Annotated in this window: 26 protein-coding genes; 19 read left to right on the plus strand and 7 right to left on the minus strand. The window is 26.8% G+C overall.

The window, feature by feature from the left end; all coding sequences use genetic code 11:
* Positions 1-2: 2 nt before the first annotated feature.
* Positions 3-671, plus strand: coding sequence for a response regulator transcription factor (locus ACH36K_RS03630; protein ID WP_411170649.1), 669 nt, complete (start codon positions 3-5; stop codon positions 669-671).
* Complete coding sequence (locus ACH36K_RS03635) at positions 661-1,680, plus strand: sensor histidine kinase (protein WP_411169601.1); 1,020 nt, start codon at positions 661-663, stop codon at positions 1,678-1,680. The genes ACH36K_RS03630 and ACH36K_RS03635 overlap by 11 nt, the downstream gene beginning before the upstream one ends.
* Positions 1,681-1,881: 201 nt before the next feature.
* Here ACH36K_RS03635 and ACH36K_RS03640 read toward each other — a convergent pair whose 3' ends face one another.
* Entirely contained in the window at positions 1,882-2,370 is a 489-nt protein-coding gene (locus ACH36K_RS03640; protein WP_411169602.1) for a spore coat protein, read from the minus strand.
* 236 nt (positions 2,371-2,606) lie between these two features.
* On the opposite strand from ACH36K_RS03640, the gene ACH36K_RS03645 reads away from it, so the two are divergent.
* The 9 genes from ACH36K_RS03645 (at position 2,607) to ACH36K_RS03685 (ending at position 15,060) form a co-directional block, all read left to right on the plus strand.
* Complete coding sequence (locus tag ACH36K_RS03645; protein WP_411169603.1) at positions 2,607-3,029, plus strand: MarR family winged helix-turn-helix transcriptional regulator; 423 nt, start codon at positions 2,607-2,609, stop codon at positions 3,027-3,029.
* A gap of 80 nt (positions 3,030-3,109) precedes the next feature.
* Positions 3,110-3,709 carry a nitroreductase family protein gene (locus ACH36K_RS03650; RefSeq protein ID WP_411169604.1) on the plus strand — a complete coding sequence of 200 codons (600 nt, stop codon included), beginning with the start codon at positions 3,110-3,112 and terminating at the stop codon, positions 3,707-3,709.
* Between the two features lie 135 nt (positions 3,710-3,844).
* Entirely contained in the window at positions 3,845-4,552 is a 708-nt protein-coding gene (locus tag ACH36K_RS03655) for a pirin family protein (RefSeq protein WP_411169605.1), read from the plus strand.
* Positions 4,553-4,800: 248 nt separating this feature from the next.
* Complete coding sequence (gene nifJ, locus ACH36K_RS03660) at positions 4,801-8,328, plus strand: pyruvate:ferredoxin (flavodoxin) oxidoreductase (RefSeq protein ID WP_411169606.1); 3,528 nt, start codon at positions 4,801-4,803, stop codon at positions 8,326-8,328.
* Between the two features lie 387 nt (positions 8,329-8,715).
* Positions 8,716-10,212 (plus strand): glycosyltransferase family 39 protein, encoded by a 1,497-nt coding sequence (locus tag ACH36K_RS03665; RefSeq protein ID WP_411169607.1) that lies wholly within the window; start codon positions 8,716-8,718, stop codon positions 10,210-10,212.
* Positions 10,213-10,354: 142 nt separating this feature from the next.
* A complete protein-coding gene (locus tag ACH36K_RS03670) occupies positions 10,355-11,818 on the plus strand; it encodes a glycosyltransferase family 39 protein (RefSeq protein ID WP_411169608.1) in 1,464 nt (487 codons plus the stop codon).
* Positions 11,819-13,621 (plus strand): LTA synthase family protein, encoded by a 1,803-nt coding sequence (locus ACH36K_RS03675; RefSeq protein ID WP_411169609.1) that lies wholly within the window; start codon positions 11,819-11,821, stop codon positions 13,619-13,621. It begins immediately after the preceding gene.
* Between the two features lie 55 nt (positions 13,622-13,676).
* The gene (locus tag ACH36K_RS03680; RefSeq protein WP_411169610.1) at positions 13,677-14,636 is read left to right on the plus strand and encodes a glycosyltransferase family 2 protein; all 960 of its coding nucleotides are present in this window, start codon (positions 13,677-13,679) and stop codon (positions 14,634-14,636) included.
* Positions 14,637-14,649: 13 nt separating this feature from the next.
* Positions 14,650-15,060, plus strand: a complete 411-nt coding sequence (locus tag ACH36K_RS03685; RefSeq protein ID WP_411169611.1) for a GtrA family protein — start codon at positions 14,650-14,652, stop codon at positions 15,058-15,060.
* A gap of 90 nt (positions 15,061-15,150) precedes the next feature.
* Here the strand turns inward: ACH36K_RS03685 and ACH36K_RS03690 are convergent, their stop codons facing one another.
* From ACH36K_RS03690 to ACH36K_RS03700, 3 genes are all read right to left on the minus strand, one after another.
* The gene (locus ACH36K_RS03690; RefSeq protein ID WP_411169612.1) at positions 15,151-15,888 is read right to left on the minus strand and encodes an NAD-dependent protein deacylase; all 738 of its coding nucleotides are present in this window, start codon (positions 15,886-15,888) and stop codon (positions 15,151-15,153) included.
* 317 nt (positions 15,889-16,205) lie between these two features.
* Positions 16,206-17,063, minus strand: coding sequence for an IS3 family transposase (locus ACH36K_RS03695; protein ID WP_411169613.1), 858 nt, complete (start codon positions 17,061-17,063; stop codon positions 16,206-16,208).
* 17 nt (positions 17,064-17,080) lie between these two features.
* The gene (locus ACH36K_RS03700) at positions 17,081-17,374 is read right to left on the minus strand and encodes a transposase (RefSeq protein WP_411169614.1); all 294 of its coding nucleotides are present in this window, start codon (positions 17,372-17,374) and stop codon (positions 17,081-17,083) included.
* Positions 17,375-17,754: 380 nt separating this feature from the next.
* Here ACH36K_RS03700 and ACH36K_RS03705 point away from each other — a divergent pair, with 380 nt between their 5' ends.
* From ACH36K_RS03705 to ACH36K_RS03740, 8 genes are all read left to right on the plus strand, one after another.
* Positions 17,755-18,681 (plus strand): CPBP family intramembrane glutamic endopeptidase, encoded by a 927-nt coding sequence (locus tag ACH36K_RS03705; RefSeq protein WP_411169615.1) that lies wholly within the window; start codon positions 17,755-17,757, stop codon positions 18,679-18,681.
* Positions 18,671-19,063, plus strand: a complete 393-nt coding sequence (locus ACH36K_RS03710; protein ID WP_411169616.1) for a helix-turn-helix domain-containing protein — start codon at positions 18,671-18,673, stop codon at positions 19,061-19,063. The genes ACH36K_RS03705 and ACH36K_RS03710 overlap by 11 nt, the downstream gene beginning before the upstream one ends.
* A gap of 322 nt (positions 19,064-19,385) precedes the next feature.
* On the plus strand, positions 19,386-19,904 hold the full coding sequence (locus tag ACH36K_RS03715) for a GNAT family N-acetyltransferase (protein ID WP_411169617.1): 519 nt from the start codon (positions 19,386-19,388) through the stop codon (positions 19,902-19,904).
* Positions 19,905-20,061: 157 nt separating this feature from the next.
* On the plus strand, positions 20,062-20,568 hold the full coding sequence (locus ACH36K_RS03720) for a DNA topology modulation protein (RefSeq protein WP_411169618.1): 507 nt from the start codon (positions 20,062-20,064) through the stop codon (positions 20,566-20,568).
* A gap of 45 nt (positions 20,569-20,613) precedes the next feature.
* Positions 20,614-21,570 carry a hypothetical protein gene (locus ACH36K_RS03725; RefSeq protein WP_411169619.1) on the plus strand — a complete coding sequence of 319 codons (957 nt, stop codon included), beginning with the start codon at positions 20,614-20,616 and terminating at the stop codon, positions 21,568-21,570.
* 147 nt (positions 21,571-21,717) lie between these two features.
* Entirely contained in the window at positions 21,718-21,954 is a 237-nt protein-coding gene (locus ACH36K_RS03730; RefSeq protein ID WP_411169620.1) for a helix-turn-helix transcriptional regulator, read from the plus strand.
* A complete protein-coding gene (gene def / locus ACH36K_RS03735; protein WP_411169621.1) occupies positions 21,954-22,406 on the plus strand; it encodes a peptide deformylase in 453 nt (150 codons plus the stop codon). Before ACH36K_RS03730 ends, def begins: the two co-directional genes overlap by 1 nt.
* Positions 22,407-23,076: 670 nt before the next feature.
* On the plus strand, positions 23,077-23,778 hold the full coding sequence (locus ACH36K_RS03740; RefSeq protein ID WP_411169622.1) for a D-alanyl-D-alanine carboxypeptidase family protein: 702 nt from the start codon (positions 23,077-23,079) through the stop codon (positions 23,776-23,778).
* A 110-nt stretch (positions 23,779-23,888) separates the two neighbouring features.
* Here ACH36K_RS03740 and ACH36K_RS03745 read toward each other — a convergent pair whose 3' ends face one another.
* Genes ACH36K_RS03745 through ACH36K_RS03755 form a run of 3 tightly spaced genes read right to left on the minus strand, consistent with a single transcriptional unit; the run spans position 23,889 to position 25,920 of the window.
* Complete coding sequence (locus tag ACH36K_RS03745) at positions 23,889-24,329, minus strand: gamma-glutamylcyclotransferase family protein (RefSeq protein ID WP_411169623.1); 441 nt, start codon at positions 24,327-24,329, stop codon at positions 23,889-23,891.
* The gene (pcp, locus tag ACH36K_RS03750; RefSeq protein WP_411169624.1) at positions 24,329-24,970 is read right to left on the minus strand and encodes a pyroglutamyl-peptidase I; all 642 of its coding nucleotides are present in this window, start codon (positions 24,968-24,970) and stop codon (positions 24,329-24,331) included. Before pcp ends, ACH36K_RS03745 begins: the two co-directional genes overlap by 1 nt.
* Before the next feature lie 20 nt (positions 24,971-24,990).
* The gene (locus ACH36K_RS03755; RefSeq protein ID WP_411169625.1) at positions 24,991-25,920 is read right to left on the minus strand and encodes a DUF979 domain-containing protein; all 930 of its coding nucleotides are present in this window, start codon (positions 25,918-25,920) and stop codon (positions 24,991-24,993) included.
* Positions 25,921-25,923: the final 3 nt, after the last annotated feature.

Raw genomic sequence — 25,923 nt, forward strand, 5'->3', positions numbered from 1 at the left:
AGGTGCTAATAATAGAAGATGATTTATATATTAGAGAAGAACTTGAAAGTATTTTTGAAAAGAGAGGATATGTAGTAGAAAGCATAACAAATTTTAATAATACTTTAGAAGATATAAAAAAATCTAATCCAGATTTAATAGTTTTAGATTTGAATTTACCAGGAATGTCTGGGTTTGAAATATGTAAATCAGTAAAGCAAAGAACATCTTTTCCAGTTCTTATACTTACATCTAGAAATCAAGTGAAAGATGAATTAAATGCATTAGATTTAGGTGCAGATGATTATTTAACTAAACCTTGTCACCCAGATAGGATAATTGCAAGAGCAGAAAAAATAATTAAGATGTATGGAAAAATTATGAATATTATTTCTGTTGGTAATTTGATTTTAGATGAGAGAATTTATGAAGCTAAATACGTAGATAATTCTATAATACTTCCAGAGAATGAAGGAAAAATACTTCGAGCTCTTATGATTAATTATCCTAATATAGTAAAAAAGGAAGAGTTATTCATTGAGCTTTGGGGAACAAAAGAGTTTGTTGATGAAAATATTCTTCAGGTTAATATGACAAGACTACGAAAAAGTTTATCTAAAATTAAATTAGATAATATAATTACAACGATTAGAGGGATTGGATATAAAATGGAGGAATTAAATGAAGAATAAATTTAAGGAAAGTTTTATAGAATCAGAAATATGGATTTTTCTTTTAATATTAACAAACTTATTTTTTATTTTTATGATATGGCTAGTTTCTCCAAAGAACTTTAAAATCCTAGTTGGTGTAATGATTCTTTTTACTTTAATAGTTATTTTAATTGGATTACTTTTTGAGGGAAATAAAATAAATAAACAAAAGGTTTATTTTGAAAAGTTTTTATATGAACCAAGTGAAGAAAATGAAGGAAAGCTCTTAAATATTTTTAATGAAAATTATATAAATACAATAAAAAATATTGGGGATAGATTAAGAAGCTTAGAAAAATCTATAAAAGAAAATGAAGAAAGATATTTGGAGTATGAAGATTTAATAGATGGCTGGATTCATGAGATAAAAACTCCAATTCATTTAGGAACCTTATTACTTGAAAATAGAAAGGATGAAATGTCGTCTTTAGTGCATGCTAGATTTAGCCATATCATTCATAGAATTAGTTCTAATTTAGACCTTATTTTATATTATGCAAGACTTCAATCTTCACATATAAATTTTCAACTTAAAAAAAGTAATATTAATGAAATTACAAGCGATGTAATAATGGATTTAAATAGCTTAATTAAAGAAAATAATGTGAATTTAGAAATTGAAATTGAAAATAAAAGTGTAGTTACAGATGAAAGAACTATGAAATTTATTTTATCTCAAGTTATAGAAAATGCTTTAAAATATTCAAAAGATAAAGAAAAATATATTTGTATAAAATCAGGAATATGCAAAGAAAATGAGAAAGTGTATCTTGAAATTAAAGATAATGGAGTTGGTGTAGAAAAACAAGATATACCATTTATTTTTGATAAAGGGTTTACAGGAAATTATAATAATGTAAAGAAATCAACAGGAATAGGGCTATATTTAGTTAAGAAATATTGTGACTTAATGAAAATAGGTATAGAAATTGATTCGGTTATAAATGAAGGATTTTCTATAAAGTTTATTTTTCCACATATAAAATAATTATTCAAAGAGACTTATTGAATGAATACAAAATTTTTTATTAAAGCTTTTAATTTTATTTTAAAGTTATTCATAAGTTTACCTACCTTTTGTTAAGAGCTAGTAATAAGTATAAAATAATAGGAAAAGGTCAGCGATATGAAATAAAAAGCTATACATCTTAATTAAAATAGATGTATAGCTTTTTTATATTATATACCATTATTGAGGAGTATACATCCCTTTGCTTTCCATATATTGAAATATGGTCTCCCCATGTTTTTGTTCTTCTTTTTGTATATGGTTTAATACATCACGAACCCTAGTATCTCTAAATTCGAAAATTGTAGTATCATAAGTTCCTGAAACATATTTTTCTGTCATTATTAAGTCTTTACACATATCAGCATCTGATACATTTCCTACATTTGACTGTGTATTATTCATAGTAGAAACTGAATTTTGATTAGTCATATTCTGACTTGAGTTTTGGTTTTGTTGTTGACCCATTTGAGGGATTTTACCACTTAATAATTGATTAATGCTATCAAGATGAGTTCTTTCATCTTGAGCATGTAAATTAAATATTTGCTTTAATTGAGGGTCTTGTGCTTGATTTGCATAATTTATATATTTCTCTATGCAAATTTGTTCATGGCTTTTTTGGTCTTCAAGTAATAATCTTTCCTTTTGTGTTAATGTTATTTCCATATTACTACACCTCCAATTTTATTTTGTGTAAAACTTATTATTTTATACTATTAAAGAATTTGAATTAATAATTAAGAATAATTTTATTAATATGGAGAGAGAATAGAGGATTATATTGAAAAATTGTATAAATACAGAGGGGGAAGGGGATTGATAATTAATATCAAAAATTATCTTGACTTAAAGATATTTTAGATATATAATTATCTTGAAATCAAGATAATGTAGGTGAAATTATGAGTGATATAAATTTAAAATTAGTAATTGCAATGGCTAGAACTTATGATGATTTATTTTTTGAAATAGAAAAAAATGTACAAGAGTTTGGATTAAATATTAGTGAATTTGGTGTTTTAGAAATGCTATACCACAAAGGAGATCAACCTGTACAAAAAGTAGCTGAGAAAATTTTAGTTACAAGTGGAACAATAACCTATGTAATAAATAAGTTAGAAAAGAAAGAGCTTGTTATTCGTAGAAAATGTGAGAAGGATAAACGAATATTTTACGTTTCTTTAACAGAAAAGGGAAAGGATTTTATTGCACATATATTCCCAAAACATAAGGGGTTTTTGGATAGTTTATTCATCAATTTAGATGAGAAAACTAAAAAAGAATTACTAGATAATTTGATTCAATTAAGAAAAGTATTAAAGTGACTAATTAAATAATATATAAGATGTATATATTAATATTAAAATTTAGAAAAATTAAAAATATGATAGGAGAATGATTTAATATGAATAAAGATTTTTATAATGCTATAAAGGAAAGAAGAAGCATATATGCAATAAGCAAGGAGTCACCAGTATCAGATGAAAGAATTCAAGAAGTAGTAGAAGAAGCAGTAAAGCATGTCCCATCTGCATTTAATTCACAAGGTTCAAGAGTAGTTGTATTATTTGGGGAAAATCATAATAAGCTATGGGATATTACAATGGAGACTTTAAGAAAAATAGTTCCAGCAAATAATTTCTCTTCTACTGAAGAAAAGATAAATTCATTTAAAGCAGGATATGGAACAGTATTATATTTTGAAGATTTCAATGTAGTTGAATCATTGCAAAAGCAATTTGAATTATATAAAGATAATTTCCCAGTTTGGGCACAGCAAACTTCAGGAATGTTACAATTTGCTATTTGGACTGCTTTATCTATAGAAGGTCTTGGAGCAACATTACAACATTATACTGAATTAATAGAAGAAGAAGTTAAAAAAGAATTTAATATTCCAAGCGGCTGGAAGATGATTGCACAAATGCCTTTTGGTAAAGGTGTTGCACCGGCAGGAGAAAAAGAATTTATGCCGATAGAAGATAGAGTAAAGATAGTAAAATAGAATAAAAAATTTCTTGTATTTTCATTAAGTAGATATATGTTAAGGATATATATATCTACTAATTATAATATCGTAATATAGTGAATTTTAAATGTTTAAGTAAATAGTAATTATTAATGAAAGGAGAAAATTATTATGTTAAGAAAATTAGATCATAAAAATATGGGAAAAAGTAATTTAGGATGGCTAAAGAGTACATTTCATTTTTCCTTTGCAGAATATTTTAATATAGATAACATGAATTTTGGAGTATTAAGAGTTATAAATGATGATTTAATAGAAGGTAAAACAGGTTTTGATTTACATCCCCATAAAGACATGGAAATTGTATCTTATGTAGTTGATGGAGAATTAACTCATGGAGATACAATGGGAAATAAAAATACTATTTCAAGAGGCCATGTTCAATATATGAGTGCTGGTACAGGAGTATATCATAGTGAACATAATTTAGGGGATAGCATAACAAGGCTATTACAAATATGGGTTGTTCCAGATAAAAAAGATTATAAGCCAGCTTATGGAGATTACAGATTTAATGCAGAAGATAGAAAAAACAAATGGCTTAATATAGTATCAAGCAAAGATGGTGATGCACCAATTAAAATAAATCAAGATGCAAACTTTTATGTGGTAGAATTAGATGAGGGAAAAGAAATAGATTTTTCAGTAGAATCTGGAAGACAAGCTTATTTAGTTCAAATAGAAGGAAGTTCTATAATAAATGATGTGGAATTAGATGAAAGAGATGGATTAGAAGTAGTAGAAGAGAATATTTTAATTAAGGCTAATACAAAATCACATATATTAGTAATTGAGATGAAGAAATCAACAAGATGGTAAAGATATTCATATATAATAAAAAGAACAAGCGGAGTTATTATGCTTGTTTTTTTTTATTTAATTATATTTGAGTATGATAATTATAATCAATTAACTTTAAAAATAATGAAAATTTTGGTATAGTAATTTAATAGATATTTTTATTGATTGAATAATAGAGTATGTCTATGCAAATACTTAGAGTATTATAAGTTAATTATATAAAATGAAATAATTTTTAATTTTACAAAGGAGGCATAAGAATAGATATGAGAAAGACAAAAACAATGGATGGGAATACAGCTGCAGCACATATTTCATATGCATTTACAGAAGTAAGTGCAATTTTTCCAATAACTCCATCTTCACCTATGGCAGAACATATGGATGAATGGGTTGCTCAAGGAAGAAAAAATATCTTTGGGAAGCCGGTTAGAATAGTAGAAATGCAATCAGAAGCAGGAGCAGCAGGTGCTGTACATGGATCTTTGCAAGCAGGAGCATTAACTACAACTTTTACAGCATCTCAAGGATTATTATTAATGATACCTAATATGTATAAAATGGTAGGTGAAAGGTTACCAGCAGTTATTCATGTAGCAGCGAGAGCTCTTGCTACATCATCATTAAGTATTTTCGGCGATCATCAAGATGTTATGGCTACAAGACAAGCAGGTTTTGCTATGCTTTCAGAAGGTTCAGTACAAGAAGTTATGGACTTAGCACCAGTTGCGCATTTAACAGCAATTAAAGCAAGAATGCCATTTGTTAATTTCTTTGATGGATTTAGAATATCTCATGAAATACAAAAAATAGAAGTTTTAGAATATGAAGAATTAGCTGAATTAATTGATTATAGAGCACTTAGTGACTTTAGAAAAAATTCCATGAATCCAGATCATCCCGTTGTAAGAGGAACATCACAAAATCCAGATACATATTTTCAATTAACTGAATCATTAAATAAATATTATGATGATATTCCAGAAATTGTTGAAGAATATATGTCAAAAATAACAAAATTAACGGGAAGAGAATATCATTGCTTTGACTATTATGGAGATAAAGATGCAGATAGAATTATTGTAGCAATGGGATCTGTAATGGAAGTTATAGAAGAAACTATAGATTATTTAAGAGCAAAAGGAGAAAAGGTAGGACTTATAAAGGTAAGACTTTATAGACCATTTTCAATAGAAAAGCTATTAAAAGTTATGCCAAAAACCGTTAAAAAAATTGCAGTTCTTGATAGAACAAAGGAACCAGGATCAATTGGTGAACCATTATATTTAGATATCGTTAGAGCTGTATCTGAAATGGATAATCCACCTAAAGTATATGGAGGAAGATTTGGGCTTGGCTCAAAGGATCCATATCCATCACATATTGTTGCTGTTTACGAAAATTTAGCTCAAGATAAACCTAAAAATAGATTTACTATTGGTATAGAAGATGATGTTACTAATTTATCTATTTCACCAAAAGAAGAAATTGATGCCACACCAGAAGGAATAAGAGCTTGTAAATTCTGGGGATTAGGATCAGATGGAACTGTAGGGGCAAATAAAAGTGCAATAAAAATAATTGGTGATCATACAGATATGTATGCACAGGGTTATTTTGCTTATGATTCTAAAAAATCAGGTGGAATAACAATTTCTCATTTAAGATTTGGTAAAACTCCAATAAAATCACATTATGAAATAGATCAAGCTGATTTTGTGGCATGTCATAATCAATCTTATGTTTATACTTATAATGTAGCAAAGGGATTAAGAAAAAATGGAATATTTGTTTTAAATACAATTTGGAGTGAAGAAGAATTAGATAAGAAATTACCAGCAAGTATTAAAAGGTATATAGTAGAAAATAATATAGAGTTTTATACTATAAATGCAATAAAAATAGCTCAACAAATAGGACTTGGTGGAAGAATAAATATGATAATGCAAGCAGCTTTCTTTAAATTAGCAAATATTATACCTCCTGAAGATGCTGTTAAGTATTTAAAAGAAGCTGTAGTTACTTCCTATGGTAAAAAAGGTGAAAAAGTTATAAATATGAACTTTGAGGCAATAGATAGAGGAATAGAATCATTAGTTAAAATAAATCCAAAAGAAGATTGGATAAATGCTGAAGATGATAAACTAGATGAAAAAATGAATGTTCCAAAATTTGTTGAAGAAATTTGTATTCCAATAAATAAATTAGAAGGTAATCATTTACCTGTTTCAAGTTTTGTTGATTCAGGAGCAGAAGATGGAACATTTATGGCTGGTACTACAGCTTTTGAGAAAAGAGGAATTGCAGTTAATGTGCCAGAATGGATACAAGAAAACTGTATTCAATGTAATCAGTGTTCATTTGTCTGCCCACATGCTGTTATTAGACCGTTTTTAGCTACATCTAACGAAATAAAAAATGCACCAAGTAGTTATAAAAGCGTAAAAGCAAATGGTATAAAGGGAAAAGAAGAATATTTTTATACAATAGGAATAACTCCTTTAGATTGTACTGGATGCGGAAACTGTGCTCAAATTTGTCCAGCACCTGGGAAAGCACTAGTTATGAAGCCTATGGATAGTCAAAGTGAGCAAATAGAAGCATGGAATTATGCAATTGAATCAGTTACGCCAAAAGAGAATCCTATGAATAAAAATACAGTTAAAGGAAGCCAATTTGAACAACCTTTACTTGAGTTTTCAGGAGCGTGTGCAGGTTGTGGAGAAACTGCATATGCTAAGCTAGTTACTCAGTTATTTGGAGACAGAATGATGATTGCAAATGCAACAGGTTGTTCATCAATTTGGGCAGCATCAGGAGCATCAACTGCTTATACAGCTAATTATAATGGGCATGGACCAGCTTGGGGAAACTCCTTATTTGAAGATAATGCAGAATATGGATTAGGAATGTACTTAGGTGTTAGAACAATTAGAGATAGAGTTGCAGATAACATTAAAATAGCATTAGAAGGTGAAATGTCAGAAGATACAAAGATTGTATTAAAGGATTGGTTAGATCATAAAGATACTGGAGATGGAACAAGACAAAGGGCAGATAACTTAAGAAGAGTTTTAGAAGAGGATAACTCTGAAATTGCAAAAGAAATATTAAAAGATAAAGAATTCTTTGTAAATAGATCTCAATGGATATTTGGTGGAGATGGATGGGCTTACGACATAGGCTATGGTGGTTTAGATCATGTATTATCATCAGGTGAAAATGTTAATGTCCTTGTGTTTGATACAGAAATTTATTCAAATACAGGTGGTCAATCATCAAAATCAACTCCAGAAGCAGCAGTAGCAAAATTTGCTGCAACAGGAAAGAGAACAAAGAAGAAAGATTTAGGATTAATGGCTATGACTTATGGCTATGTATATGTAGCTCAAGTATGTATGGGTGCTAATTTAAATCAAACCCTTAAGGCTATAGCGGAAGCTGAGGCCTATAATGGACCATCATTGATAATAGCATATTCAACTTGCATAAGTCATGGAATAAAGATTGGAATGGGAAATACTCCTTATGAAGAAAAGAGAGCTGTAGATTCTGGATATTGGCATTTATACAGATATAATCCTGATTTAAAGATACAAGGAAAGAATACTTTTGCATTAGATTCGAAAGAGCCTAGTTCAAGTCTTAGAGATTTCTTAATGGGAGAAGTAAGATACTCATCATTAGCAAAAGCTTTCCCAGAATTAGCAGAAGAGTTATTCCAAAAGACAGAAGAAAATGCTAAAGAAAGATACCAAAGATATAAGAGTTTATCTGAAAATTCAATATTGTAAAATTTAAAATTAATATATAAATAAATTAAGATTATAAGAAAAACTATAAATTAATATAGTAAATAAATTATATATAATAATTAAAAAGCTATTTGTTTAAGTATAAAAGTTAAACAAATAGCTTTTTTTACTTTTTAGAAAAATATAAGATAGATATAAGATATAATTAAGAAGTATACATTACTATATTATTAAAGATTTGGTTAAGTTTAGTGAAAAAAGGTAGACTTATTAAACTGGGAGGTATATATTAAAAGTTAGTATTTTAGGTTTAAATGTTAAAATATGTATGATGTGAATTTGACTTAATATTACTCAAACATTGGCATACATATAAATATATAATTTAGATTAAGTATATTTATATAGTTTTAGGAGGTGCATAATTTGCAAAGCTTTAAAGAGAAGTTTACTATATTCTTTTTAACAGTATTAAAATTTTTAATGATAATACTTATACCTGCTAGTTTTGGTGCTATATTTTTTGCTCATATTTTTCTTAGTGCTGAGAATTTAATTAGGAGCATTATAATAGTAACATTAATTATGATAGGTATCATATTAATAGAATTTTATATAATAAGAAAGAATTTTAGTTATAAGAAGCAGATATATCTAATATTATTTTGTGGATTTATTATAAGAGCTTTATGGTTATTAAACATAAATAGCTTTCCAACATCAGATTATATGATTATTTATGAATCTGCACAAGATTTTTTAAATGGTAGTACAAGTATGTTTTGGGGAAGCTCATATATAGCTAGATTTCCACATTTAACAATAATGGTTTTTTATATGGCTTTAATGATTAAGATATTTCCTGCTAATAATATATTAATGATTAAGCTTGTTAATCTGGCATTAGGTGTTTTAACGATATACATTATATATTTAATAGTTAAAGAAATATTTAATTCAAATAAAAAAGGTATATATGCAGCTTCATTAGCAACAATATTTCCACCACTTGTAACTTATACAGGGGTTTTTTGCACGGAAAATATAGCAATACCATTATATTTGCTTAGTGTATATATATTTATACTTGTGCTTAGAGGAAAGAAAAATAAATATTATCTTATTTTATCAGGATTAATGTTATCTCTTGGGAATTTATTTAGAATGGTAGCAACAATAATGATAGTTGCATATGCAATATATATAATAATTTATTCTAAAGATAAAATAGTCCATAAAATAAGAAATATAGCATTATATAGTATTCCTTATTTTATGCTTTTATTTTTAGTAAGCTTTACATTGCAAAGCTTAAAAATTACAGAATTTCCATTATGGGAAGGTAGTGAGCCTAAGATAACAAATGTATTAAAGGGAACTAATATAGAAAGTATAGGAAGATGGAATGAAGAAGACGCATCTATTCCTGAAAAATATAATTACGATTATGAAGAAATAAAGGAAGCTAGTGTTGAAATTATTAAAGAAAGGCTAACAACAACTCCCCCTTTAAAGTTAATAAGTTTTTATGTTAAAAAATTTGCAATGCAATGGGGTATTGGGGATTTTGAAGGGACTCACTGGACAAAATCATTTGTTCCACAGGAAGATATAGTATTAGATGTTTCCTTAGAAGTTTCACAAACCATATATTCAATTATGATGATTCTTGTATTTCTAGGAATTTTAAATAGAAAGAATAATAAAGAAAATGAAGAAATTAATTTATTTTACATAATGCTATGTGGATATGGTGTTATGTATTTAGTAACAGAAGCACAAGGAAGATATTCTTACATTATTTCATGGGTATTTATAATTCTAGCAGTAGAAGGAATAAACTTTATATTAAATAAGTTTGATATAGATATTAAAAAGGGTTTTAGTAAAAGAGATATTAGTAAATATGAAAGAAACCTTTAATTATATCTTAGATAATCCTTAATAAATTCTTAATAAGTGTATCTTAATATAATATTAAAGATTTATTTTTTGGTAAAAATAATATTTATGATTATATTAGTAAAAATAATACATTTATAAAAATTTAGAGGGGGATACGGGTTTGGAGAAAATTAAGGGGAGATTTACTAAATTCTTTTTAACTATACTAAAAGTATTAATGATAATAGTTATAGTAGCTAGCGCTATATATATTAAAGATTTTAATAAAAATTCTATGATGATAGGAATTTTTTTATTAAGCATAATAGCTATAGAGTTTTATATTATAAAAAAGAATATAAGTTATAAAAAACAAATATTATTAATATTATTTTGTGGATTTATTTTAAGAAGCTTATGGTTATTAAATGTAAATAGCTTTCCAGTATCAGATTTTAGAGTTATTTATGAATCTGCACAAGATTTTTTAAATGGCAGTACAAGTATGTTTTGGGGAGATTCATATATAGCCAGGTTTCCACATTTAACAGCAATGGTACTCTATATGGCTTTAATGATTAAAATATTTCCAATTAATAATATATTAATGATGAAAGTTGTTAACTTATCATTAAGTGTTTTAACAATATACATTATATATTTAATAGTTAAAGAAATATTTAATTCAAATAAAAAAGGGATATATGCAGCTGCATTAGCGTCAGTATTTCCACCATTTGTAGCTTATCCAGCTGTCTTTTGTACAGAAAATATAGCAATACCATTATATTTGCTTAGTGCATATATATTTATACTTGTTCTTAAAGGAAAGAAAAATAAATATTATCTAGTCCTATCAGGGTTAATATTATCTTTTGGGAATTTATTTAGAATGGTAGCACTAATAATGATAGTTGCATATGGAATGTATATAATAATTTATTCTAAAGATAAAATAGTTAATAAAATAAGAAATGTAGTATTATATAGTGTTCCTTACTTTATGCTTTTATTTTTAGTAAGCTTTACATTACAAAGCTTAAAAATTACAGAATTTCCATTATGGAAAGGCAGTGAACCTAAAATAACAAACATATTAAAGGGAACTAACATTGAAAGTGGTGGAAGATGGAATGAAGAAGATGCATCTGTTCCTGAAAAATATAATTATGATTATGAAAAGGTGAAGGAAGCTAGTGCTCAAATTATTAAAGATAGATTAACTACAACTCCGCCTATAGAGTTAGTAAAATTTTATATTAAGAAATTTGCATTGCAATGGAATGAGGGGGACTTCGGAGGAATCTATTGGACAAAATTAGATGTTCCAGAGGAAGATATAATAGTAGATGTTTCATTAGAAGCTCCACAAATTATTTATTTAATTATGATGATTCTTATATTTTTAGGAATTTTAAATAGAAAGAATAATAGAGAAAATCAAGAGATGAATTTATTTTACATAATATTATGTGGGTATGGTGTTATGTATTTAGTAACAGAATCACAAGGAAGATATTCTTATATTATTTCATGGGTATTTATAATTTTAGAAGTAGAAGGAATAAACTTTTTATTAAAAATATTTAATAAAAAACCTAATGAAAAGTTTGAGAAAGAAGAGAAATTGGAGAAAGTTGCTTAAATGAAAAAAATTAATAAAAGAATATTATGGATAAGTATAACATTTAGTATTTTATATATAAAAAGCTTGATTTTAACATTTATGAGTGCTTCAAATAGTGGTTTTAGTTTCTATGGTATCCCTTTTGATATAAGGCTTATGATAGCTCATTTAGCTATATTAGGAATAATTATATTTCCTAGCTTAATATTTAAAGGTAAGGCTTCAATAAGATATCTAATTGCTATAAATTTAATATACTCTATTTTTATGCTTTTTGATATATGGTCATATAGGGGCACAGGGTATTTGTTAGAGTTAAAGTATTTATTTTTCAAAGATGGGTTTAACCCTTTAAATGGGAGTATTATTAATCCAGGATTTATAGATATAGTTTATATAATAGATATTCCAATAATGATATTTTATTGTAAAAGGTTAAAGGGAAGCGTTAATTTTAAAAGAAACTTTAAGGGATCGATATTAGGGTTAATTACTTGCATAACAATAATATGTTCATCTCATTATTTATTTGATATAAAAGGAGTTTTAAATGGGAAAATAAGATTTTTTCAAGAGGATTGGCAGGCTTCCTGGAGTCCAGCTCAAAGGCTTTCTAATAGATCACCTCTTGGACATCATATATATGAATCTTATAAAACCTTAAAAAAAGTTAATAAAAAAGTTGATTATGATGAAATAAAAGAAATTGATGAATGGTTAGCATGGAATAAGGAAACAGTTGAAGACAATAAATATAAGGGCATAGCAAAAGGTAAGAATGTTGTGTTTCTTCAAATTGAATCTTTAGAAAACTTCGTTATAAATCAAAAGGTATATGACCAAGAGATAACACCTAATATGAATGAAATTATAAAAAAAGGATTATATTTCAATAATATTCATGAGCAAAATAATGCTGGAAATAGTATTGATATGGATATGATGGCTGCATCAGGGGTATTACCTTTAGGAGATGTTATAACATATTTAGAATATCCAGAAGTAAAGTATAAGTCCTTTCCAAGGCTTTTGGAAGAAGAAGGATATAATACTATTTTAACTCATGCTGAAAGAGCTGGAGATTGGAATTGGGCAGAGGCTGGAAAATCAGCAGCAGGTTATAATGAAGTTTGGGATATAAAGAAATATAAGATAGATGAGTATGCAGGATTTGGTTTATCAGATAGAAGTTTATATACTCAATTTAGTGGAAAGATTTCAAAATTAGAAGAGCCTTTTTTAGCAGTTGTACCAACGTTAACAAGCCATGGGCCTTTTGATATAGATGAAAAATATAGAGAGCTAAATCTACCAAAAGAGTTAGATAAAAATAAGTTAGGTGGATATTTTCAAAGTGTTAATTATGCAGATAAGCAAATAGGATTATTTTTTAAGTTATTAGAACAAAATAACATGTTAGACAACACAATAGTTGTGATATATGGCGATCATGGTGGAGTGCATAAATACTATATGGAAGATGTTGAAAGTACAGATATGCCAGGAGATTGGTGGCAAGCAAAAGATAACGAAGTTCCTCTTATAATATATGGAAAAGATATGCCAAGTAAAACTATAAGTACTTATGGAGGACAAATAGATATAGTGCCAACAGTTTCATATTTATTAGGTATTGATACAAAGGATTATTATATGGGAAGAAATTTATTAACAACCAAAAGAAATGCAACAGTTATAAAAGGTGGAATAGTAGTTGGTAATCCATCTAAAGAAGAAGAAGTAAGATTAGAGCAGGCTTATGATATAGCTGATAAAATTATAAAAAATAATTACTATGTAAATACCAATAAAGTAAAATAATTAGATTATGCTGTAAACTAAAATATATAGTTTATACTTTGAGCGGAGGATTTTTATGGATAAGATATTATATTTAGTTATTCCTTGTTATAACGAAGAAGAAGTTTTGTCTGAGACAAGTACGAGACTTCTAGACAAGATAAATACAATGATTAACAATGAAGATATATCAAAAGAAAGCAAAATACTATTTGTAAATGATGGATCAAAGGATAAGACTTGGGATATAATTGAAGGTTTATATAATAAGAATAGTATATTTAGCGGAGTTAACCTTTCAAGAAATAAAGGGCATCAAAATGCACTATTAGCAGGACTTATGGTTGCAAAAGAACATGCAGATATGGTTATATCACTAGATGCAGATTTACAAGATGATATTAATGTAATAGATGAATTTGTTAAAGAATATTATTCTGGAAGTGATATAGTATATGGTGTTAGAAGCTCAAGAAAAACAGATACTTTTTTTAAAAGAACAACAGCTTTAGGATATTATAAAGTTATGAATAGGTTAGGTGTAGATTTAATTTATAATCATGCTGACTATAGATTAATGAGCAAAAGAGCTATTGAAGGTTTAAGTGAATTTAAAGAAGTAAATTTGTTTTTAAGGGGGATAGTTCCTTTAATTGGGTATAAGTATTCTATTGTAGAGTATGAAAGACATGAAAGATTTGCAGGGGAATCTAAGTATCCATTAAAAAAGATGTTAGCTTTTGCATGGGATGGAATAACATCTTTTAGCATAAAACCAATAAGGATAATTACAAGCTTAGGGTTTTCTATATTTATACTTAGTTTAATAGCATTAGTATATTCTTTAGTAGTAAAATTTATGGGAAAAACTCAAGCTGGTTGGACATCATTAACAATTTCAATTTGGATGATAGGAGGAATACAGCTTCTTTCACTAGGGGTTATAGGTGAGTATATTGGAAAGATATATAATGAAACTAAGAGTAGACCAAGATATATTATAAAAGATATATTAATTGATGATAAAGAAGAGTAGTAGGTGCAATTAATTGAATAGTTTAATAGATAAAATTAAAAAAATATTTATAACTAAAGAGTTTATAATGTTTTTAATAATAGGTGTTATTAATACTTTTAATGGAGTAATTTTTTCTTACATATATTCAAATATGTTAAATGAAAATATGGCTTTTGTATTTGGATATATTTCAGGATTAATCGTAGCATATATACTAAATAGCTATCTAACTTTTAAAGAAAAGCTGGCTTTTAAGAAGTTTGTAAAATTTGCAATATCATATATACCTAATTTTATAATTCAAAACATAGTAGTAATAATAACCTTTAACATTATGGGTTTGGATAAGCTTATAGCATATATACTAGCAGCAATATTAGGAATTCCAGTAACTTTTATATTGTTAAAATTTTTTGCATTTAAAAAAGAACAAAATGAATAGTTAAAAAGGCTTATTTAATTTATATCAATAATATAAATTGAATAAGCCTTTTTAAGTAAACTTAATTATAAATAAATACGATAATTGTTTTTAAAGGAGTTCTAGGGCTTCACTTAAAATTTTTCCAAGAGAATAGTTAATTACTAAATTAGCTTTATTATCAGCAGATGTAGAACTTTTATTTATTAAAATAAGATTCTTACCCCTAAAATAGTCTATAAGTCCAGCAGCTGGATAAACAACAAGGGATGTTCCACCAATAATTAAAGTATCAGCATGAGAAATAGCATTAACTGCACATCTAATTACATCATCATCTAAGCCTTCTTCATAAAGAACTACATCAGGCTTAACAGTTCCATCACATTTAGTGCAAGTTGGCACTTCTTTAGAATTTAAAATAAAGTCAGCATCATAAAAAGCATTACATTTAACACAGTAGTTTCTATGAACTGATCCATGAAGTTCATAAACATTTTTACTTCCAGCAGCTTGATGAAGTCCATCTATATTTTGAGTTATTACAGCTTTTAATTTTCCCATTTCCTCTAGCTTAGCCAATGCGATATGTGCACCATTAGGTTTAGCCTCAGGGTAAATAAGCTTAGCTTTATAGAAGTTAAAAAACTCTTTAGGATATCTCATATAAAAGCTATGAGATACTAATTGCTCAGGAGTAAAAGTTATATTAAGCTTTTCATTAAATAATCCATTGGAACTTCTAAAATCGGGAATTCCTGATTCAGTGGACACACCTGCACCACCAAAGAAAACTATATTGTTACTTTCTTTTAAAATTTGTGTTAGCTTCTCTATATTATCGTACATTAAATCATCTCCAAATTATATTTATTAGTTTTATTATGACATAAGATAATAGAAAGGGAAATTAAAAAAAGATGGTATTGAATGGAAAAAATACAATGTAATTTATAATGAATTAAGTAATATGCTTTATATTATATGAGGTGCATGAAATAAGAAAAATTTTAAAAACATATAACTTTCTGCATATTTAAATAGTAGATAGAAATTTTTTTGCTTAATAAAATTATTGATAAAATCAGTAAAATCAAGGGTTTACAAAGGGGGTAACGAAATGGTCTGAACCCCAAAAAGTAGACAATGAATAAAGGGATATAAATTCAGGAATTACAAGAATGGCTTCGATACTTAATTGGAGCCATATTTTTTAACTTTTTTTGAAATCTAATATTATTATAAAAATTTATATATTCATCTATAGAGTTAATTACTTCTTCCTCTGAATTATAGTTATTTAAGTAAATACATTCACTTTTTAAGTGGCTAAAAAATGATTCTATGCAGGCATTATCATGACAATTTCCTTTTCTAGACATACTTTGAATTATTTTATTTTCCTTTAGTATAGTATTATATAATCTTGAAGTATATTGAATACCTCTATCGCTATGCAATACTGCGCCATCTAACTTATTTTGGGCTAGTATATCTGTAATTGTATTGATTACTAAATCATTGTTGTTATTTGAACCTATTTTATAAGTTAGTATTTCATTGTTATATAAATCCATAATTGCTGATAAGTATAGTTTTTTATTGTTCTTATATTTAATTGTTGTTATATCCGTTACTAGCTTAGAGCTAGGAGTAATAGCTTTAAAATCTCTATTTAGTATATTTTCTTCTATAATTATCCCTTCGACAAGCGGAGCGAAAAACTTCTTCTTTGCTCTAACTTTTGATCTTAATCCTAATGATTTCATAATTCTATAAACTTTTTTATGGTTAATATTTATATTACGGTTTATTTTAATGAATGTAGTTATTCTTCTATATCCATAAATTCCTCTATGTTTATTAAAAACATCACGAATAAGAAGCTCTACTGAATTTACGTCCTCGCTTCGCATATCGGCTATTTTTCTTTTATTTAACCATTTATAGAATCCACTTCTTGATACTTTTAAAATATTGCATAGAAGAGATATCGAATATTTACTTTTAAATTCATTTATCACTTCAAATTTATAGGACTTTATGCATTCCCCCTTATTTTCTCTAATAACTTTTTTAAAACTTCATTCTCTGCTCTTAGTCTTGTTAATTCGTCATTTTTATTTTCTTTAGCCGCTTCGCGACGAGGCTTTTCATTTTCATAAAAGCTATCTGGACCTTTTTCATTATATTGAATTACCCATCTACTAAATGCTGATGTGCTTGTTATATTTAAATCCTCACATATTTTCTTTTGACTTTTTCCTGTTTTTATATATTCTTCAATTGCATTTATTTTAAATTCTGTACTATAAGTTTTGTGTTTTATTGACATAAAAAATCACCCCATTATGTAGATTGTACATAACCCTTTGTCTACTGTCTACATAATGGGGGTAAGACCAAAACGCGTACCCCTTTAAATATATATAAAATAATTTGTGAAGTGAGGTTTATATATAGATTTTAAAGACATATAAGAGTTTTAAAGAATACTTTGCATGTCTTTATAAAATACTGATGGGATACTGGTTAGAGTAAATGGTATGGTATTCATTACTGATATATCCCTTAAGTCCTTGAAAAATCAAGAATGTTAAGTTTGGTTGACAAATTTCCAAGTATAATTGGTCGCAAGTTTTAAAGATAAAATATAAACTTTGTTGTAAGAGAAGATATATTATTTTCTTAAAAAAGAATTGGGGGACAGAATTTATGAAAAAAATTATAATTAGGATTAATCCTTTTAAAAAAGATGAGGGTGATATTAGTAAAGGATTATATGTGATTAAGAAGTTACTTGGATTTTTTTTAGTATATATATCATCTATGATTATTGGAGAAGTTATAGTAGTATTTGGATTAAATCTAGCAGGATATGATTTTTTACAAGGTGAAATGCCTAATGATGATGTTATGATGTTAATTAAGTATTATGGATTTTCAATTCATCTAATAATAACAATTTTATATTGTAAGTTTATAGAAAATAGAGACGTAGAAAGTATGGGGATTGTAAAAGCTAACATAGTAAAGTCATATTTTTTAGGTACAGGAATAGCAATGATGCTACTTAGTATTATATTTACTTTATGCTTAATAAGTGGTTCTATTTTCTATAATGGAGAAAACAATGATATAAGTGTTATTTTAATTTTATTGTATCTTGGAGGATTTGGTATTCAAGGAGCAATGGAAGAAGTTATGTGTAGAGGTTTTTTAATGAATTCACTTAGATGTAAAGTATCTATACAAATAGCAATACTAATTAGTTCTTTTATGTTTACTTTTCCGCATTTATCAACGCTTTTTCAATTTAGTATATTAGTTAGAATAATAGGAATAGTTAATTTATTATTATTTTCAATTATGGTATCTTTATTGATGATTAAGTATAATAATATATGGGTGTCATGCGCTGTTCATAGTGTTTGGAATTTTGTGCTTGCAATTATAATAGGTATTAATGTAAGCGGCTCAAATAAAACATCGTCAGTTTTTAACTTTAATGTTAACAAAAGTATAGAGTTATTAAGTGGTGGTCAATATGGATTTGAAGCCGGATTAATTTGTACAGTGGTATTAAGCTTATTCATTATAATGTTATTAAGAAAGGGTAAAGGGGAGAGATATGGCATTTAGCAATAAATTATATTCCTTGAGGAAGCAGAAAGGTTTGTCTCAAGATGAATTAGGTAGTAAGTTAAATGTTTCAAGGCAGACAATTTCTAAGTGGGAGCTTGGAGAAACTACACCGGAGTTAGAGAAATTAATAGCGGTAGGTGATTTTTTTCAAATATCTCTAGATGAATTAGTAATGGATGCAAAAGAAAGAGAGAGTACAAAAATAGATTCATCAAGAAAGAGTAATTTAGAAACAATAATTGATAGTATTGATAGAGAAAAAGTTAAGATATCTACGAAGAAAATATCTAAAGTAGTGCTGATAATTATAGGAATAATTTTTGTGATTGATTTCATTTCAATTATTGTATATTTTATATTTTATGGTTTTCCATCATAAAAATTTATATATTAGACTATCTGTACAATCTAGAATTAAGTTATAGACATGCATGAATTTTAAAATATTCTGTATGTCTTTATTTTATAGTGTGAAGTTTTCAATGAGATTCTATTAATGTATTAACATCTATAAAGAAAATAATAATATTCTTATTTAAGATAAATTTTCACACTAATTATTAACATCTTCTAATTACTATCATTAGTTGCATTATGGCATAAACAATTATATAAATTAAGTAAAAATAAAAAGGATAATATTGGAATAACATATGGTATTATATTAATAAAGATTAATTGTATTTTATAAGGAGAAAAATATGGAGATTATAGTTAAATTACTTGAAGAATCTGATTTAAATGAGTTATTAGCTTTTGAAATAGAAAATAAAGCTTTTTTTGAGGAAACACTTCCACCAAGAGGTGATGAGTATTATGAGATGGAAAATTTCAAGGAAATAATAAAGGAATTAGTTGAAGAACAAAAAAATGATATTGTATATATGTATTTAATAAAAGATTTAAAAGGAAAAGTAATAGGAAGAATAAATATTACATCAATACAAAGGGGTAGTTTTAATAAAGCTGAATTGGGATATAGAATAGGTAAGGATTATCAAGGTAAGGGAGTTGCAACAAATGCAGCAAAAATAGTATTAGAAAAATCACTAAAAGAACATAAACTACACAGGATAGAAGCAGGAACAAGCTCTGACAATATAGGTTCTCAAATAGTATTAATAAAAAATGGATTTCAATTTGTTGGTAAATATAATAAGTATATTTATCAAGGAGATAAATGGCATGATAGCATACTTTTTGAGAGAGTGTTAGATTAAAAGAGTTTATATTATTAGGAAAATTTAAATTATAATAATTCATATAAAGATATACAAAAGGTTTTAGTAAGTAGACTTTCAGTATATCTTTATTATTTAAGAATATTATAATTCAAATTTAAAATTGTAAAAAATATTATCTTGAAAGGAGTTTGTAATGAATTTTAATAGGATAATAATTATTGGATGCGGAGGAAGTGGAAAATCAACTCTTGCAAGAAAATTATATGAAAAAACAAATTTACCAATAGTTCATCTTGATAAATTGTTTTGGCGAAAAGGATGGCAATCAATATCAAGGGAAGAATTTAATAAATTATTGCAAATAAAATTAAAAGAAGATAAGTGGATAATTGATGGAAATTTTGATAGAACTATAGAAGAACGTCTTAATAGATGTGATACTGTTATTTTCTTAGATTATCCGAGAAGAACTTGTTTAATTAGTGCAATAAAGAGGGTAATAAGTAATTATGGGAAAGTTCGTCCCGATATGGGAGAAGGATGTCCAGAAAAATTTGATTTTGAATTCTTAAAATGGATATGGAACTTCAATAAGGAGCATAGAGATAAGTATTATCAATTACTTAAAGAGATAGAAAATAAAAAAATATATATTTTTAAAAATAGAAAAGAGTGTAATGAGTTTTTAACGAAATTTTAATTAATAATACATATAAATATTTATTATAAATAAAGGAGGGAAAAGATGATAGATAGGTATATCTATGCAGTTACAAGCAAGTTACCTAAGAACGTAAGAAAAGAAGTTGGGGATGAAATTAGAGAATTAATATACGATATGATGGAAGATATTAATGACTTTAATTCAGAGGAACAAAGAATATATAAGGCATTAGAAAAGTTAGGAGATCCTGATGTATTAGCTAATAAATATAGGGGAAAAGAAAGATATTTAATTGGACCAAATTATTTTAATAAGTATATATTTGTTATGAAAATAGTTCTAGTTTCTATATTTATAGGCATATCCATATCTACAGTAGTAGGTGGAATATCATCTAGAGATAGTATTGGAGGAATTATAGGAAGTTATATAGCTACTTTAATGTCAGCTTTATTGCAAGGAGCTGCATGGGTAACAGGTATTTTTGCTCTTTTAGAATATAATGGAGTATCTATAGATAATGTTATAGGCAAAGAAAAATGGAATCCATCTGAATTGCCGGATGTGCCAAATAAAAAGTCAGTAATACCAAAAAGCGAGCCTATTTTTGGAATTATATTTTCAACTATATTTTTCTCTTTATTATATTTTCAACCTCAATATTTTGGAATATATTATAAGAAAAATGGATGGGTTATAAATCCAATATTTAATTTAGATACTTTTGAATCTATTAAGATAATAATTTTAATAATATTTATAATAGGAATAGTTAAAGAATTAATTAAATTGATTATAGGAAAATGGACAATTAAGTTATCTGTTATATATTCATTATTAACAACTTTAACCTCAATATTATTAATAAAAATAATATCAAATGATTTAATTTGGAATAATGATATAATACAAAAAGTAGAGGAATTTATTAAAGTACCATGGGATAGAGTTATTTTAATTACTATAATCATTATAGTAATTACTACAGTTATAGATATATTAACATCTTTATATAAAGGGTTTAGATACGGAAAATAAAAAAAGATGTAGCTATAAATAATAGCTACATTTTTTTGTTACTAAATATATAAAATAAATTATTTAAGAATATATTTAGTAATGTTAACTTGACATTTAGAGCCAATAGTTTAAAATTGATGTAAGGTAAACTTTATGGAGGTTTTTATGAAAAATAGATTAAAAGAATTAAGAGAAACTTTAGGGTTAACTCAAGAACAGTTAGGAAATCTTGTTGGAGTATCAAGGCAAGCTATTAATGCAATTGAGACAGAAAAATATGAGCCATCAATATGGATTGCTTATGATTTATCTAAAGTTTTTAATTGCACTATTGAAGAAGTATTTCTTTTTGAAGAAAGTGAAAAAAAATCTAGATCTCAGCAAAGTAGAGGTGTTGTTTAATGGCTATAAGACAAATCAGAACTTTTGAAGATGAAATATTAAGAAAAAAGAGTAGAGAAGTTGAAGTTATAGATGAAAGAATAAGACAAATATTAAATGACATGGCAGATACTATGTATAATACTGAAAATGGTGGTGGATTAGCAGCTCCACAAGTAGGTATATTAAAAAGATTAGTAGTTATAGATATGGGGCAAGGTCTTATAAAATTAATTAATCCTAAAATAGTAAAAAGAGAAGGAGAGCAAGAAGTTATAGAAGGATGTTTAAGTTCTCCAAATGTATGGGGAAAATTAAAAAGACCAGCAAAAGTTACTTTGCAAGCATTAAATGAAAATGGAGAAAAAATAGAAATAACAGCTACAGGAGATTTAGCAAAATGTTTTTGCCATGAAATAGATCATTTAGATGGAATTCTATTTACAGACTTAGTTACAGAGTTTATAAATTAATAAATAGTAAAAATTAATTTTAGTATTTTTAAGTTTTAATAATTTTGAATAATTTTTATATTAGCTTATTGATATTTAATAATCTAAATAAAACAAATACAAAAAAGATAGTAATAGGATTTTAAATAATCCTATATACTATCTTTTTTATTTATAAAATTTTATTACAAGCTTATACAATATATTAAAGAAAATAATATGCTAATTAATAATAAAATAACTGATAAATCTATTCTTAGGGAACTACTGTTATTAGTTTCCAAATATATCACCTCATTTAATTTATATCCAATTTAAAGCATTTTAAACAAAGTATGCAAATTTTCTAAAGTTGCTATTATTTAAATTAATAATCAACTGATTGTTGGTCATGTTTACCATATTAAAATACATTCAGATATTCAACTATCAATATTTTGTATTAGAATAAAAAACTACACAGCTTCGTTATTACATTTAGTTTATTTTCTTAAAAATTTCTTGTGTTTTTCTGATTTCTTTATTACTTCTATTGATTAGTTTTTTTACATAATGTATATTTTAAGACATGCTAAACTCTATAGTAGATTAATTAATTTACAACTTTGAAACAATCAGGATATACTTTCGATAAGTTCATTAATAATATAACTTTTAGAATTTAAGATTTAGAAATTAGGTGATGTTTTATATGAATACTAAAAAGAGAAATATAAGTAAGAGAAATTTAAATTTGAGAATAAAGAGAAAAAAAAGAAGAAAAGTTAAATTAATAGTTTCTATTTTGTGTGGATTAGCATTGCTTACCATAGCGATGACTAAATTATATAATGATAAAAATCAATATTTAATTTTAGTAAATAAGCAGAATAAAGTTGGTTATAAACATACACCAAATGATTTAACTGTGCCATATATTAGATTTAATGCTTCTAGTGATATGGATAAGAATATGAGGTTAGAGGCAGCTAATGCATTAGAAAATATGTTTAATGATGCTGAGAGAGATGGAATAGTTCTTTTTGGAGTTTCAGGATATAGATCTTATGAGTATCAACAGAGTGTATATGATAATAGTGTAGCTACACAAGGACAAGATTATACGAATAAATATGTAGCAATACCTGGAACTAGTGAACATCAAACTGGATTAGCTATGGATGTAGCATCAGAAGGTTATTTTTCTTTAGATAGTAACTTTGAAGAGTCAGATGCATTTAGATGGCTTTCACAAAATATGAGTAACTATGGTTTTATAATTAGATATCCTAAGGGGAAAGAGGATATAACTGGATATAATTATGAACCATGGCATTTAAGATATGTAGGTGTAGGACCAGCAAAAGAAATAACTGACAATGGCTTGACATTAGAAGAGTATTTAAAAAGATAATCGTTATAATTAGGTGATTATATTAGATTTTATAAGGGAAAAGTATGTCCTCAAAATAAAAAACTCAGCGATATAGCTGAGTTTTATTTTTAATTATTCATTAGTAATTCTTAATTATCAGTTGTTTCTCTTAGCATATATTTTTTCCAATCACCATTCTCAATATAAATAGCTTCATCTTGGAATTTTGGATCTATATTCTCATTATAAAAATAAGAATAACAATTTTCATAGCTTTCATCATCATTTAATTTAACCTTTACAAGGTTTCTTGAGTATTCATTATTTGGATTATTCTCATCTGAAAATCCTTCCATTTCATCAATAGCTTTTAGTGTTGAATCATAATCTTCAAATTCAACAACTTCTCCTACTATAGTAGTGTCACCAGGCAATACTGCTGGATAACCTTTATAAGGCATATGGTATAATTCAAAGCCACTTATCTCAGCAGGTCGTATAGATTTAACTTTTCCTTTTAAGTAAAGGTCATAGTTAAAAAAGCCTTCTCTTAAGCTACCATAAACAAAAATATTTACATTTTGATTCATTAGCAAATAGTTCCACCTATAGTTTTTATATCTGATGAATTTTCTATAACTGCTTTTATGCTAAGTTCTAAGCCTTTAGCTATATCATCTATTGACATAGATGGCATATTAGGCTTTGTAGTTACTTGAGATGGAATATATGGTACGTGTATAAATCCACCTCTTATATTTGGATATTTTTTATCTATTAAGTACAAAACTCCATACATAACGTGATTACAAACAAAAGTTCCAGCGCTATTAGAAATAGAAGCAGGAATACCATTATCATTCATTTCTTTAACCATAGCTTTAATAGGTAGGTTTGAGAAATATGCTGATTCACCATCTTCGTAAATAGATATATCTATTGGTTGGTTGCCTTCATTATCTTTAATTCTTGCATCATCCATATTTATAGCAACTCTTTCTGGAGTAATTCCAAATCTTCCTCCAGCTTGTCCTATAGATATTACTACATCTGGGTTATGCTTAATTATATTTTTTTCAATTGTTTCTAATGATTTTCTAAATACAGTTGGGATTTCTAATTTTATTATTTCACTCCCTAAAAGAGTATCAGGTAATTTTTTTACAGCTTCTAAAGCTGGATTTATATTTTCTCCACCAAAAGGATCAAATCCTGTAATTAATATTTTCATATAAAAGCCTCCTTTAAAATCTAAAATGCTAAGAAGTACATAAGTGGTATATGAATTGCAAGTAAGACAATTGCAAATACAGCTTGTGCTTTTATAACAGCATTTTTATCTTTAGTTTCTAATAAAGCTACTGGCAATACATTAAAGTTTGCAGCCATAGGTGTTAATAGTGTTCCACAGAAACCAGCTGTCATAGCTAACGCTGATGCAACTATAGGATCTCCGCCTTGAGCAAATACAAAAGGAACTCCTATACCAACTGTTATAACTGAGAAGGCAGCAAATGCATTACCCATAATAGCAGTAAATATAGCCATACCAAGGCAGTAAGCTGTTATTCCTATTAATATGTTACCTTCAGGAATAACGCTTGAAATCATATTTGATATAATGTCTCCAACACCAGCAACGGTAAATAACGCTCCAAGAGCAGCTAGAAGTTGAGGTAATATTGCAGTAGCTCCAACAGCTTGGAACATTCTATCACTATCTTCTATAAACTCACTAGGTTTAGCCTTAGTTATTAAGAAGGTAGATATTAAAGCAACTATTGCTGAAATACCTACAGCAGCTACACCTGAAATTGATGTAAATTGAGCAATAATTAAAGCAACTAAAGCAATTATTAATGAAGGGATAAATATTTTTATACCTATCTCATTTGCTTTTAAGTTTGCAAAGGTACTGTCTAATTCTTTTACGCTTCCAATATTAATTTGATTAAAGGCAGCTAGGATACCTATTATTACAATAAGGAATCCTGTTACAACTGAGGGAATGTATTTGCCTAGTATAAATATAACACCAAGTATTCCCCAAAATAAAGCAGTACCATATTTAGTTTTATGATTCTTGTCTTTTAAAGTAAACATCATAGTAAGGATAAAAAACAAACCTACTATAATGTAGAATATTTCTAATAGTATATTTGAAAACATCTTAATATCCATAAA

It is taken from the genome of Clostridium sp. MB05 (assembly GCF_046581255.1).
Taxonomy (GTDB): domain Bacteria; phylum Bacillota; class Clostridia; order Clostridiales; family Clostridiaceae; genus Clostridium.